The sequence below is a fragment of the Sulfitobacter sp. M22 genome, assembly GCF_021736025.1.
GTDB classification, from domain to species: Bacteria; Pseudomonadota; Alphaproteobacteria; order Rhodobacterales; family Rhodobacteraceae; genus Sulfitobacter; species Sulfitobacter litoralis.
In genome coordinates, this window is record NZ_WMEC01000001.1 from 2,116,003 (window position 1) to 2,129,571 (window position 13,569).

Consider the following 13,569-nt stretch of genomic DNA (forward strand, 5'->3'; position numbering starts at 1 on the left):
TGTGCCGCGCGCCACGGATTTAGACAGCAGAATGAAAGAACCCAAAAGATGACAGATACTACACAACAAGACCGCGTCTTGATTTTCGACACGACATTGCGGGATGGCGAGCAATCCCCCGGTGCCACCATGACCCACGCCGAAAAGATAGAGATCGCGGGCCTGCTGGACGAGATGGGCGTCGATGTGATCGAAGCCGGCTTCCCCATCGCTTCCGAAGGGGATTTTGCCGCCGTCAGCGAGATCGCGAAACTGTCGAAGAATTCGGTCATCTGCGGCTTGGCCCGCGCCCAGTTCGGCGACATTGATCGGTGCTTTGAGGCGATCAAACATGCCGCACAGCCCCGCATTCACACGTTTATCGGCACCTCGCCGCTGCACCGTGCCATTCCGAACCTCACGATGGACGAAATGGCGGACCGCATTCACGAGACGGTCACCCACGCGCGCAACCTGTGTGACAACGTGCAATGGTCCCCGATGGATGCCACGCGGACAGAGCTGGATTACCTTTATCGCACCGTGGAAATCGCGATCAAGGCAGGGGCCACCACGATCAACATCCCCGATACCGTGGGCTATACCGCACCACGCGAAAGCGCTGATCTGATCCGCAAACTGTTGGAGAACGTGCCCGGCGCGGACGAAATCGTCTTTGCCACGCACTGCCATAACGACTTGGGCATGGCGACCGCCAACAGCCTTGCCGCCGTCGAAGCGGGCGCGCGTCAGATTGAATGCACGATCAACGGCCTGGGCGAACGCGCGGGCAACACCGCATTGGAAGAGGTCGTGATGGCCATGAAGGTCCGCAACGACATCATGCCGTTCCAGACCAAGATCGACAGCACCAAGCTTATGAACATCTCGCGCCGCGTGGCCGCGGTGTCTGGCTTTGCCGTGCAGTTCAACAAGGCCATCGTCGGCAAGAACGCCTTTGCCCACGAAAGCGGCATTCACCAAGATGGCATGCTGAAAAACGCCGAAACATTCGAGATCATGCGCCCCGAAGACGTGGGCCTGACCGAAACCAACATCGTCATGGGCAAACACTCTGGCCGTGCAGCGTTGCGTTCAAAGCTGGAAAACCTCGGCTATGAATTGGGCGACAACCAGTTGAAGGACGTCTTTGTCCGCTTCAAGGAACTGGCCGACCGCAAGAAAGAGATCTACGACGACGATCTCATCGCCCTGATGCGCACCGCGACCGACCCTGAAAGCGACCGTATTGTGCTGGGTAGCATGACCGTGGTCTGCGGCACCGAAGGTCCGCAAAAGGCCGAAATGACCTTGAGCGTTGATGGCGTCGAAGCAAAAACGTCGCAGACCGGTGATGGTCCTGTGGATGCGTCGTTCAACTGCATCAAAGCGCTGGTCGAGCATTCAGCGCGCTTGCAGCTGTATCAGGTACACGCCGTGACCGAAGGCACCGACGCGCAGGCGACGGTTTCTGTACGCCTCGAGGAAGACGGCCGGATCGTCACAGGACAGTCAGCGGATACCGACACGGTTGTCGCATCGGTCCGCGCCTATATCCACGCGCTGAACCGCCTGCTGGTGCGCCGCGAGAAAGGCGGCACGGACAAGCGCGAGATCAGCTATAAGGACGTGGGCTAAACCATCGGCACCACGCCCCCCAAAGATGCAAAAAAGGCCCCCGAAATCGGGGGCCTTTTCTTTGTCTGTCGTCTTGTTAGCGCAGATTAGAAATCTGTCAGACCTGCAAAGGAACCTGTCGCGCTCGAGAAGATGTTGCCCAACGAACGACGCTTGGATGTGCGGCGGCCCAGTTCGTAGTTCACACCGAATGTCACTTGATCCACGTCTGCGCCACTGTCGAAGTCCAAGCGGCCCAGGGCCAGCTCTACGTTCGCACCGGGGGTGAATTCATACTGACCACCGATGGTGATCGCACGTACATCTTCCGAACCCAGATCAAGGAAACCGACAGAACCGATGGCCGAAAAACCGTTGGCGAATTCATAACCGCCTGCAACGGCGACGATGCTCAGATCGTCCAGTTTCACCAGATCGGCCTGCACGTTGTATTGCGCAACGTCATAGTCGGCGTAGGCAGCGTACAGTGTTTCGTCTTCGATGTGAACGAGGTCCAGACCGACGGTGCCTGTGGGTGTTACATCCCAAGCGGCGAAAATGCTGAAGGTCATGTCGTCCAGATCAGAGGAATCACCGATCGCGGCACCAAAAGTGTGTGCGCCTGACTGATACATCCCGAAGAGGCTGGTCACATCGGCATCCATCCCCGCAAGGTCGAAACGCGAGTAGTCCAGACCGATGTTGAACCCGTTGGCCAGCGCGTATTCAACGCCCACGGTACCCAGTTCAATGTCGACGCCTTCGATGTCGATGTTCGACAATTCGCCCGAGAAGATGAAGTTATCATAGCGGTATTCGATGCCACCGCCCAAGGATTTCACGTCGATCGTGCCTGCGCCGTCAACGTCAAAGTCGTGAAGCTTCGCGAATGCTGCGCCATAGGTCAGTTCGGCTGCAGCGGCGGTTGCCGACACGCTCAAGACGGAGGCGATAAAAAGATTACGGATCATGCTGGTTCCTTCACACAATTTATGATTGCTCGTGTGGCAGCTCTTAGGCGCGGCGGAATCCGCCTGCAACCACCAAGAGAAATCACCGTCATGATGCGTTTGAATGTGGTATTTTTGACCCGCCTGTATTCGGTACCGGACGGCCTTTAGCGATAGGGGTTCTTTGCGCTGCGATCCTCTGACAGGGACCTCTGCGAGCGCTCTACGATCATCACGGTGGCATCGGCCAGATGCTGGCGTTCGATGTGGTGATCGCCGCGGGCAACGCGCAGTTTATGCGCTTCGAGCATGACCTCGGCATGGGATGACCCGCGCGGCGGAATAAAAGTATAGCAGGCCAGTTCGATCAGGAACCCAAGCGGATCCTTGAAATAGATCGAATGCATGAACCCGCGATCCTTGACGCCGGAATTGCCGATCCCGCGGTCCTTAAGCCGATCCAGAACCTGGTCGAACATGGCGCGGTCGACTTCAAACGCGACATGGTGCACGCAGCCTGCATCGGTTGGCGTGCGGTTGTGCACGGGGTTGCGGTTTTCATTGGTAAAGATCGTGATCAAACGGCCATCGCCGGGATCAAAGTACAGATGTCCTTCGTCGGGATCGTCCAGATTTGGCTGGTCAAAGATAAACGGCATGCCCAGCAACCCCTCCCAGAAATCAATACTGGTCTGACGATCCGCGCCCATTAAAGTGATGTGATGCACACCAATAACTTGAATCTTCTGCATTTCTCGCATCCCCGTTTATCTGCCCTGACGGAAACCATAGCGCAGCGGCGGCATCATGCCACCCCAAAGGTCAACCCCCCTTTCGTCTTTGACGTCATCAGCCTATAAGCCGATGAGCCCGGGACTTGTCAGAGTCGACGGGCCAAAATGAATTTTTGCAAGGTCCGCTGCTCATGTCCTTTTTTGATCAATTCCGTGGTATGTTCTCGTCCGATATGGCCATCGACCTCGGGACCGCGAACACGCTGGTTTACGTCAAAGGCAAGGGCATCGTTTTGTCGGAGCCGTCGGTCGTGGCCTATCACGTCAAGGACGGCGTCAAAAAGGTACTTGCGGTGGGTGAAGACGCAAAGCTGATGCTGGGCCGGACCCCCGGCAGCATCGAAGCGATCCGCCCCATGCGCGAAGGCGTGATTGCCGATTTCGACACCGCCGAAGAGATGATAAAACACTTCATTCGCAAGGTGCATAAACGGTCGACCTTTTCTAAGCCCAAAATCATCGTCTGCGTGCCACATGGCGCGACGCCGGTCGAGAAACGTGCGATCCGCCAGTCGGTGCTGTCTGCAGGTGCACGCCGTGCCGGGCTGATTGCCGAACCGATTGCCGCCGCGATTGGTGCAGGCATGCCGATCACCGATCCAACCGGTAACATGGTCGTTGATATAGGTGGCGGTACAACAGAGGTTGCAGTGCTGTCGCTGGGCGACATCGTTTACGCACGCTCCGTACGTGTCGGTGGGGATCGCATGGACGAAGGGATCATCAACTACCTGCGCCGCCAGCATAACCTGTTGATCGGCGAGACAACTGCCGAGCGGGTGAAAACCTCTATCGGGACGGCGCGGATGCCTGACGACGGACGTGGCACCTCGATGCATATCCGCGGACGCGACCTGTTGAATGGCGTCCCCAAAGAGATCGAAGTGACCCAAGCCCAGATCGCCGAAGCGCTGGCCGAGCCCGTACAGCAAATCTGCGAGGCCGTGATGACCGCGCTTGAGACCACTCCGCCCGATCTGGCAGCCGATATCGTGGACCGCGGCGTCATGCTGACCGGCGGCGGCGCGCTGCTGGGAGATCTTGATCTGGCACTGCGCGAACAGACCGGGTTGGCCATTTCTGTGGCGGACGAGCCGTTGAACTGCGTGGCTTTGGGCACCGGCAAGGCGTTGGAGTACGAAAAACAGCTGCGCCACGCCATCGACTACGACAGCTAACCCAACAGCTCGGGATGCGGCAGGACGGCGCGGCCCTCGCGGTAGGAAACGTATAACGCATGGCCATCGACCGATCCTCTTCGAACGATTTTGGGCGCCCGTTGCGCCGCTTGTTGCTGGCCGTGATCGTGCTGGTGCTGGCTGGTATCTTTCTGCTGTGGCGGATCGACAGCCCCCGTGTTGAACGGTTTCGCGCCCAGATCACCGATCGCTTTGTTCCAAATCTGGAATGGGCCATGGCACCGGTTACCGGTACCGTAAACCTGTTTCGCGACTTCCAAAGCTATCAACGGCTGACCGTTCAGAACCAGGAACTGCGTTCCGAGCTGCGCAAGATGCAGACCTGGAAAGAAGCCGCCTTGCAGCTTGAACAGGAAAACGCGCGCCTGCTGGACCTGAACAAGGTCCGCCTGGACCCGCGCCTGACCCATATTACCGGCGTGGTACAGGCAGACTCGGGCTCGCCCTTCCGGCAATCGGTGTTACTGAACGTCGGTGCGCGGGATGGCATCGTCGATGGTTGGGCGACCGTGGACGGCATCGGGCTTGTGGGCCGTATCTCTGGTGTGGGGGAAAATACCGCGCGCGTAATACTTGTGACCGACACCTCAAGCCGGATACCAGCCGTAATTCAGCCGTCGGGGCAGCGGGCGATTATCGCGGGCGACAATTCAGCCGCACCGCCGATTGATTTCCTTGAAAACCCCGATTTGGTGCGCCCCGGTGATCGCGTCAGCAGTTCGGGCGACGGTGGTGTCTTTCCCGCCGGCATCTTGATCGGTCAGGTTGCCGCTGACCCGGGAGGGCGGCTGCGCGTGCGGCTCGCGGCTGACTTTGAGCGGCTGGAGTTCCTACGCGTGCTGCGCCACCACGGGTCTGAAAAGGTAAACGAAGACGCGGCGGTCATTCGCGAAGACGGGCCCCGCCTGATCGCGCCTTTGCCAATCGCACCCGAGACTGAATGATGGATGATCTGTCGACCCTGCGGTTATGGCTGATGCGCGCGGCGTTTCTGCTGTTGGCGCTGGTGCTGCTGTTTTTCCATCTGCTGCCGCTTGATACCCAGCCGATCGCATTGTTCGCGCCTGACCTGTCCCCCCCCCTCGCGACCATCGACCCCGCAGAGGCGCGGCTGCGCGCGTTGCTGGATCAAGGCAGCGACCGCATCTGGATTGCCCCCGATCTGTTGATCGCCTTTGCGCTGGCGTGGTCTGTGCGGCGGCCCGACTATGTGCCTGCGGTGCTACTGGCTGTTGCGTTTCTGATGACCGATCTGCTGCTGCAACGGCCCCCGGGCCTATGGGCGCTGCTCGCGCTGCTGGCATGCGAAAACATGAAGACCCGCGGACGTACCCTGCGCGACAGCACCTTCGGCGCCGAATGGCTGGCGGTGTCGCTGTGGCTGATCGGCATTTTGATACTGAACCGGATCGTGTTATCTTTGCTGCTGGTCCCGCCGCCCCAATGGTCGCTTAGCCTGCTCGAGCTGGGCATGACGATCCTGACCTATCCGGCTGTGGTGTTCGTGACCCATGCGTTGATGGGCGTGCGCAAATCCGCCCCCGGTGATCTGGACAGTATGGGCGGTCGCTCATGAGGAGAGCAGAATGAGACGCAGCAGAGCCGATAGCGACGCCAGCCACTCAAAGCTGAGCCGCCGTGCTGTATTGCTGGGCGGCGCACAGCTGTTGTTCATGGGCGGGCTGGCGGCTCGGATGAACTACTTACAGGTCGATCAGGCCGATCAGTTTCGCCTGCTGGCCGAAGAGAACCGGATCAACATCCGGCTGATTCCGCCGGCGCGTGGCGAAATTTTCGACCGCAACGGGGTGCGGCTGGCGCAGAACGTGCCGTCCTACCGTATCGTGATCGTGCGCGAAGACGCCGATGATGTCGACGCGGTGATGCAACGTCTGGGAGAAGTGATCGACCTTGACCCCGAAGTACGCGCACGCGCAATGGCCGAGATCAAGCGCTCTGCCCCGTTCCTGCCCGTCACTGTCGCCGACGATGTCAGCTGGGACGAAGTCAGCCGCGTATCAGTGAACGCCCCTGCCCTGCCCGGTGTCAGCCCCGAAGTCGGCCTGACCCGTGTCTATCCGCGCGGATCGGATTTTGCCCATATCGTTGGCCGGGTGGGCCGCGTCAGCCAAGCCGATCTGGACGCGCTGGAAAACCCCGATGCAGTTCTGCGTATCCCGCGGTTCCAGATCGGCAAGATCAACGTAGAGGCCCGCCAGGAATCCCTTTTGCGGGGGTCTGCCGGTACCAAACAGGTCGAAGTCAACGCCACCGGCCGCGTGATGCGCGAACTGGCCCGCCGCGAAGGGCAGTCCGGTGCTGATATTCAGCTGACCATCGATTCCAATTTGCAGAACTTCGTACAGGCCCGACTGGGTGACGAAAGCGCTGCGGTGGTGATCATGGATTGTGACAACGGCGATCTGGTCGCAAACGCATCGTCGCCCAGCTATGATCCGAACCTTTTTATCGGGGGGATTTCTTCAGCTGACTACAACCCGCTGCTGCAATCCATCTATCGCCCGTTGGTGAACAAGACTGTGCAGGGCACCTATCCGCCCGGATCGACCTACAAGATGGTCGTCGCCATGGCCGCACTTGAAGACGGCATCGTCGGCCCCGAGGAAACCACATACTGCCCCGGGCACCTCGAAGTGGGCGGACGCCGGTTCCACTGCTGGAAACGCGCAGGGCACGGCTGGATCGACCTTGACAACTCGCTCAAGCAATCCTGCGACGTCTATTACTATGATCTGGCGATGAAAGTCGGGATCGAGAAAATCTCGGCCATGGCAAACCGCTTTGGACTGGGGTGGAAACATGATCTGCCACTATCCTCTGTTGCGGCAGGTCTGGCCCCGACGAAAGCATGGAAACAAAGCGCGCGTGGCGATTCATGGGTGATCGGGGATACGGTGAATGCCTCTATCGGGCAGGGCTTCACGCTCAGCTCGCCACTGCAACTGGCGGTGATGACGGCGCGGCTCGCGACCAACCGCGCCGTGGTCCCGCGGCTGATCAAATCGATCGACGGCGTTGAACAAGCCAGCGGTGCGGGCGAGCCCTTGGGCATGAATGAAAATAACATGCGTCAGGTCCGCAAAGGCATGTATTCGGTGGTCAACGACCGGCGCGGTACAGGCTACCGGTCGCGGGTCATCGCCGACGGGGTGCGCATGGCGGGTAAAAGCGGCACCAGTCAGGTGCGCAACATCACCGCCGCCGAACGCGCGCGCGGGGTCAGCCGCAACGAAGACCTGCCTTGGGAACGCCGTGACCATGCGCTGTTCGTCGCCTTCGCCCCCTTTGACAAGCCGCGCTATGCAGTATCGGTGCTGGTGGAACACGGTGGCGGCGGATCGACCGCAGCCGCCCCCATCGCCCGCGACGTCATGCTGCAAGCGATCTATGGCGGAGAGCCCCCGCTGGACGCCTACCCCACCGCCGACCGTGGCCGCATCGCCGAGCAGCAAAAAGCCCTGCGCGCGATCCAGCCCCAAGCGGATTTCAGCGGGAAAGACCAAGCATGAGCTACCTTGAATATACGGTCAAACATGTCCCCACAGGCTTTGCCAAGATCCTGCATCTGAACTGGCCGCTGACCATCCTGCTGGCTGCTGTTTCGGGGGTGGGGTTCTTAATGTTGTATTCGGTCGCAGGGGGCAGTTTTAATCCTTGGGCTGAACCGCAAATGAAACGCTTTGCGCTCGGCATCGCGCTGATGATTGCCGCCGGTATGGTGCCGATCTGGCTTTGGCGGAACCTTGCGGGCGTGGCCTATTTCGGCACGGTGATCCTGCTGATCGGGGTCGAACTTTTCGGCGCGGTCGGCATGGGTGCGCAGCGCTGGATCGAGCTCGGATCGTTCCGCCTGCAACCGTCAGAACTGATGAAGATCACGCTCGTGATGATGCTGGCGGCCTATTATGACTGGCTCCCGCCCAAGAAGACCTCGCGGCCGCTGTGGGTGTTACTGCCGGTCCTGATGATCTTGATCCCCACAGCGCTGGTGCTCAAGCAGCCCGATCTGGGCACCGCGATCCTGTTGATGGCCGCCGGCGGCGGGCTGATGTTTCTTGCAGGGGTGCACTGGGGCTATTTCGCGGTCGTTATCGCAGGCGCGGTGGGGCTGGTGTCGGCGGTGTTCCAGTCCCGCGGCACCCCGTGGCAACTGATCAAGGACTACCAGTTCCGGCGGATTGATACCTTTATCGACCCCAGCACCGACCCGTTGGGCGCGGGCTATCACATCACCCAATCCAAGATCGCGCTCGGCTCTGGCGGGTGGACCGGTCGCGGGTTCATGCAAGGCACCCAGTCGCGCCTGAACTTCCTGCCCGAAAAACACACAGACTTTATCTTTACCACGCTGGCCGAGGAATTCGGCTTTGTCGGCGGGTTCTCCCTGCTGGGTCTCTATGCGCTGATCATCGTCTTCTGCGTCGCTGCGGCGCTGATCAACAAGGACCGTTTTTCGTCGCTGCTAACCCTTGGTATCGCGCTGAACTTCTTTTTGTTCTTTGCGGTGAACATGTCGATGGTGATGGGGCTGGCACCCGTTGTCGGTGTGCCGCTGCCGCTGGTCAGCTACGGCGGGTCGGCAATGCTGGTGTTGCTGCTGGCCTTTGGCCTTGTACAATCGGCGCATGTCCACCGCCCCAGATAGGAAACCTATGTCCCTGAACGTCCTTTTCGCCGCCCGCCCCGAACGTTGGGTGACGTATGAAGCCCCCCTGCGTCAAGCGCTTGATGCCGCGGGGATCACGGCTCACCTATCAACGGATATCACCCCGCAGGACGTGGACTACATCGTCTATGCACCCAATAGCACGCTACAGGATTTCACTCCCTACACGCGGGCCAAGGCGGTGCTAAACCTCTGGGCGGGGGTCGAAAATATCACCAACAATGACACGCTGCATATCCCGCTGGCGCGGATGGTGGATCCGGGCCTGACCAAGGGCATGGTTGAATGGGTCACGGGCCATGTGATGCGCTACCATCTGGGGCTAGACACGGACATTCGCAAGACGGACACCGATTGGACCCCGCGCACCCCGCCGCTGGCACAGGAACGTCAGATCACCATTCTGGGCCTTGGTGCCTTAGGCGCGGCTGTGGCCGAGACATTGGTGTCTCTGGGTTTCAACGTCACCGGCTGGTCGCGCAGCCCCAAAGAGATTTCAGGCGTGACCTGTCTGCATGGGGACGACGGGCTAAGAGATGCCCTACACAGCGCCGAGATCGCGGTCCTGCTGCTGCCCAACACCCCTGATACCGAGAACACGCTGAACGCCGAAACCCTAGCGCAGATGCCCAAGGGCGCGTTTATTATAAACCCAGGCCGTGGGGCGTTGATCGATGACGACGCGCTGCTGGCTGCGTTGGATACCGACCAGATCGCCCATGCCACGCTGGATGTGTTCCGCATCGAACCGCTGCCTTCCGAGCACCCCTATTGGGCGCACCCCAAAGTCACTGTTACCCCCCATATCGCCGCTGAAACCCGCGCCAACACAGCAGCACAGGCCGTCGTGGAAAACATCCGCCGCGGCGAATCCCAAGAGCCTTTTTTGCATCTGGTGGACCGCGCCAACGGCTACTGACCCACCCCGTATCGAGGGCGGGATTTGAGTTTATTTGGCAAAATGAAGCTGCAGCCCTGCGCCCCTTCATTTTGCCTCTTAAACTCTCGCCGAGGGCAGGTCAGCTGCGGGCGTTCAGCCCGCTGTCAGACCGCGCCCTTTCAACAAAGCCTCTACCCCCGGCAATCTGCCGCGGAACGCCTTGTACAGCTCCGCCGCATCCTGACTGCCGCCGGTCGACAGGATGTGTTGCTCTAGTGCCGCCGCGCGGTCGGGATCAAAGGCGCTGCCGGCTTCTTCAAAGGCGGCAAAGGCGTCTGCGTCCATCACTTCGGACCACATATAACTGTAGTAGCCGCTGGAATAGCCATCGCCTGAAAAGACGTGGGCAAACTGCGGCGTGGCGTGGCGCATGGTGATCGCGTCGGGCATCCCCAGATCGGCCAGCACCTGCGCCTGTTTCTCCATCGGATCGGCGGGTGCCGCACCGTCGTGGAATTCGAGGTCTACCAGCGCAGAGGCGACATATTCGACCGTGGAAAACCCCATATCAAAGTTTGCAGCCCCCAAAACCTTTGCAAGCATTTCTGCCGGCATCGGTTCGCCTGTCTTGGCGTGGGTGGCGTACTGGCTCAGGACCTCGGGCACCTCCAGCCAATGCTCTAACAGCTGGCTTGGCAGTTCGACGAAATCACGGGCGACCGATGTACCGCTGACGGATTCATAGGTCACGTCCGACAGCATCTGGTGCAGCGCATGGCCGAATTCATGAAAGAGCGTGCGGGCGTCGTCGTAGGACAGCAGCGCAGGCGATGCTTTGGCAAAGTTGCACACGTTCATCACCACCGGCGACTGCACCTCGGGGAATTTAGCCTGAGACCGCATGGCGCTGCACCACGCGCCAGACCGTTTTGACCCGCGCGCAAAATAGTCACCGATGAACACCGCCACATGTTCGCCGTTGCGGGTCACTTCCCACGCGCGACAATCGGGGTGATAGAGCGGCACGTCGAGGGGTTTGAATTCGAGAGAAAAGAGCCGTGTGGCGCAGTCGAAGGCCGCGTCGATCATCCGGTCCAACTGGAAATACGGTTTCAACGCGGCTTCATCGAGATCATGTTCCGCCACCCGCCGTTTTTGCGCATAGTAGCGCCAGTCCCACGGGGCCAGATCGCCGTTTACGCCATCGTCGTGCATCATGCGGGTCAGCACCTCGGCGTCCGCCTCTGCCTGTGCTTTGGCCGGTGCCCAGACATCCATCAGCAGCTGGCGCACGGCCTTTGGCGTTTTCGCCATCTCTGTTTCCAGCTTGTAGGCGGCAAAGTTGTCATAGCCCAGCAGCTTGGCCCGTTCCTCGCGCAGCGCAAGGGTTTCAGCAGCGATGCCGCGGTTATCGGTCTCATTGCCGTTGGCCCCACGCGCCTGCCACGCCAGAAACGCCTTTTCGCGCAGATCGCGACGCGGCGAGAATTGCAGAAACGGCGTGATCAAAGACCGCGAGAGGGTAATGACCGGCGCGCCCGCCTCTTTTTCTTCGCCAGCAGCGCGGGCGGCATCGATGACGAAGTCGGGCAGCCCCTCCAGATCGGATTCTTCCAGCGGCATGAACCAACTGCGTTCATCGGCCAACAGGTTCTGGGTAAACTGTGTCCCCAGCACGGCAAGCCGGTTCTTGATCTCTTTCATCCGCGCATCCGCCGTCCCGTCCAACGCCGCGCCTGCGCGGACAAAGCCGCGGTGGGTCAGCATCAGCACCCGTGCCTGCTCTGGCGTCAGGTCAAAGCTGTCGCGGTTTTCCCAGACCGATGCGACCCGCGCGAACAGCGCCTTGTTGCTTGAGATGTCAGAGAAATGCGCCGACAGCAGCGGCGAGAATTTGCGTTGCAGGTCTTCGCGCACGGGGTTGCTATCGGCCCCTGCGACGGTGAAGAACACGCCCAACACGCGGTCCAGCTGGCTGCCTGCTTCCTCGAGCGCCTCGATCGTGTTTGAGAATGTCGGCTCGTATTCGCACGCGGCGATGGCTTCGATTTCCATGCGGTGCGTCTGCAGCGCCTCGTCCAGCGCAGGGGCGAAATCATCGTCGGAGATCTGGTCGAAGGGGGCAATCTCGAACGGGGTGTCCCAATCATGTAGCAACGGGTTTGTCATGGCGGTCTCCTTTACGGGTCAAGCTATGCACTGCAGCAGGGCAATACAATCGCAATAGCCGCGCGCGGAACCCCCATGACGGGTCGTCTATTCGCCCGCGTCGCCACAGATCGGGCAGTCGTCGCGCTTGGAGACACCGATCACGCGGTTCTCGCCATAAAGCGCGTCATACATCAGCATTTGACCGCGCAGCGGCGCACCGGCACCGGTGATAAGCTTGATAGCCTCGGACGCCATCATCGCACCGATCACACCGGGCAGCGGGCCAATTACACCAGCCTGCGCACAGCTGGGGGCCAGATGTGCCGCAGGGGCCTGCGGGAAGATGCATTGGTAGCAGGGTGCACCCTTTGAAGGGTCAAAGATGCTGAGCTGCCCTTCCCATTGCGACAGTGCGCCCGAAATCAGCGGCAGCCCTGCGGCGACGCAGGTGCGGTTCACCAGATAGCGGGTGTCGAAATTGTCGGTGCCGTCCAGCACCAGATCGTAGTCGGCGAAAAGCTCTGCCGCGATGTCGTCGGTCAGGCGGCGATGGTAGGGGCGCACGGTGACAAAGGGGTTCTGTGCCTCCATCTCGGCTTGGGCTGAAAAGACCTTGGGGGTGCCGATGGCGCTGTCCTTATGGATCACCTGCCGTTGTAGGTTAGCGTTTTCAACGATGTCGTCATCGATCACGCCGATGGTCCCGACACCGGCAGCCGTCAGATATTGCAGCACCGGCGCCCCAAGCCCACCTGCCCCGATGACCAGAACCCGCGCTTGCTTGAGCGCCTTTTGACCCGATCCGCCGACTTCGCGCAGCACGATATGACGGGCATAGCGGTTCAGCTCGGTCTCTGAAAACGTGCCGGTTTGCGCGGCGGGTTTGGTGTCGTTTGCGGGTTCGGCCCGCGCACGCAAGCGGTTCAGCCCCCAGCTATAGCCAAAGATCAGTAGCAAAAATCCGGTCAGCAGTAGCCAAGGCGCCGCCGTACCCCCCGTCGCGACACGCAAGGGATGCGTCGCCGGCAGCAACAGGTTCAAGCCGATCACCAGACCAAACACCATGCCCAACATCACGACCCGTCGTTCGCGTGGCTGGCCAAACGCGGCCCCCGCGCCCCAGATCAGCGCGGCCAGTCCCAAAACCAGCAGCATCAGGCGGCCCCGTCTGAGGCGCGCAGTTTTGGTTGCGTATGTGATTGGCGCATAAGGCCCCCGCTTTGTTTTTCGGGTATTCAGACCCTAAAGCGGCAACCTAAGCATTTTTCCGCCGACACCAACCCAAAACGTAAACGGGCAGGCCCGCAGAGCG

The 13,569-nt window shown here is 60.3% G+C and carries 11 protein-coding genes; 7 read left to right on the forward strand and 4 right to left on the reverse strand.

Translation table 11 applies throughout. The features are described from left to right. Positions 1-48: 48 nt before the first annotated feature. Positions 49-1,617, forward strand: coding sequence for a 2-isopropylmalate synthase (locus tag GLP52_RS10395; protein ID WP_237272349.1), 1,569 nt, complete (start codon positions 49-51; stop codon positions 1,615-1,617). An 86-nt stretch (positions 1,618-1,703) separates the two neighbouring features. On the opposite strand, the gene GLP52_RS10400 is transcribed toward GLP52_RS10395, so the two are convergent. Further along, positions 1,704-2,567: a porin gene (locus GLP52_RS10400; RefSeq protein ID WP_237272350.1), complete on the reverse strand. Its 864-nt coding sequence runs from the start codon at positions 2,565-2,567 to the stop codon at positions 1,704-1,706. A gap of 146 nt (positions 2,568-2,713) precedes the next feature. Next, positions 2,714-3,298: a VOC family protein gene (locus GLP52_RS10405; RefSeq protein WP_237272351.1), complete on the reverse strand. Its 585-nt coding sequence runs from the start codon at positions 3,296-3,298 to the stop codon at positions 2,714-2,716. A 173-nt stretch (positions 3,299-3,471) separates the two neighbouring features. Between GLP52_RS10405 and GLP52_RS10410 the strand changes: the two genes are divergently transcribed. From GLP52_RS10410 to GLP52_RS10435, 6 genes are read left to right on the forward strand one after another with little or no spacing between them, the layout of a single operon-like run. After that, entirely contained in the window at positions 3,472-4,518 is a 1,047-nt protein-coding gene (locus GLP52_RS10410; RefSeq protein WP_093731432.1) for a rod shape-determining protein, read from the forward strand. A 59-nt stretch (positions 4,519-4,577) separates the two neighbouring features. Continuing rightward, the gene (gene mreC / locus GLP52_RS10415) at positions 4,578-5,483 is read left to right on the forward strand and encodes a rod shape-determining protein MreC (protein ID WP_093731433.1); all 906 of its coding nucleotides are present in this window, start codon (positions 4,578-4,580) and stop codon (positions 5,481-5,483) included. Beyond that, positions 5,480-6,115: a rod shape-determining protein MreD gene (locus GLP52_RS10420; protein ID WP_093731434.1), complete on the forward strand. Its 636-nt coding sequence runs from the start codon at positions 5,480-5,482 to the stop codon at positions 6,113-6,115. Before mreC ends, GLP52_RS10420 begins: the two co-directional genes overlap by 4 nt. 10 nt (positions 6,116-6,125) lie before the next feature. Continuing rightward, a complete protein-coding gene (mrdA, locus tag GLP52_RS10425; RefSeq protein WP_237272352.1) occupies positions 6,126-8,069 on the forward strand; it encodes a penicillin-binding protein 2 in 1,944 nt (647 codons plus the stop codon). Continuing rightward, positions 8,066-9,205: a rod shape-determining protein RodA gene (gene rodA / locus GLP52_RS10430; RefSeq protein ID WP_093731436.1), complete on the forward strand. Its 1,140-nt coding sequence runs from the start codon at positions 8,066-8,068 to the stop codon at positions 9,203-9,205. Before mrdA ends, rodA begins: the two co-directional genes overlap by 4 nt. Positions 9,206-9,212: 7 nt before the next feature. After that, the gene (locus GLP52_RS10435) at positions 9,213-10,145 is read left to right on the forward strand and encodes a 2-hydroxyacid dehydrogenase (RefSeq protein ID WP_237272353.1); all 933 of its coding nucleotides are present in this window, start codon (positions 9,213-9,215) and stop codon (positions 10,143-10,145) included. Positions 10,146-10,259: 114 nt separating this feature from the next. Here the strand turns inward: GLP52_RS10435 and GLP52_RS10440 are convergent, their stop codons facing one another. Next, a complete protein-coding gene (locus tag GLP52_RS10440) occupies positions 10,260-12,275 on the reverse strand; it encodes a M3 family metallopeptidase (protein WP_237272354.1) in 2,016 nt (671 codons plus the stop codon). An 87-nt stretch (positions 12,276-12,362) separates the two neighbouring features. Further along, a complete protein-coding gene (locus tag GLP52_RS10445; RefSeq protein ID WP_237272355.1) occupies positions 12,363-13,412 on the reverse strand; it encodes a HesA/MoeB/ThiF family protein in 1,050 nt (349 codons plus the stop codon). Positions 13,413-13,569 lie beyond the last annotated feature (157 nt).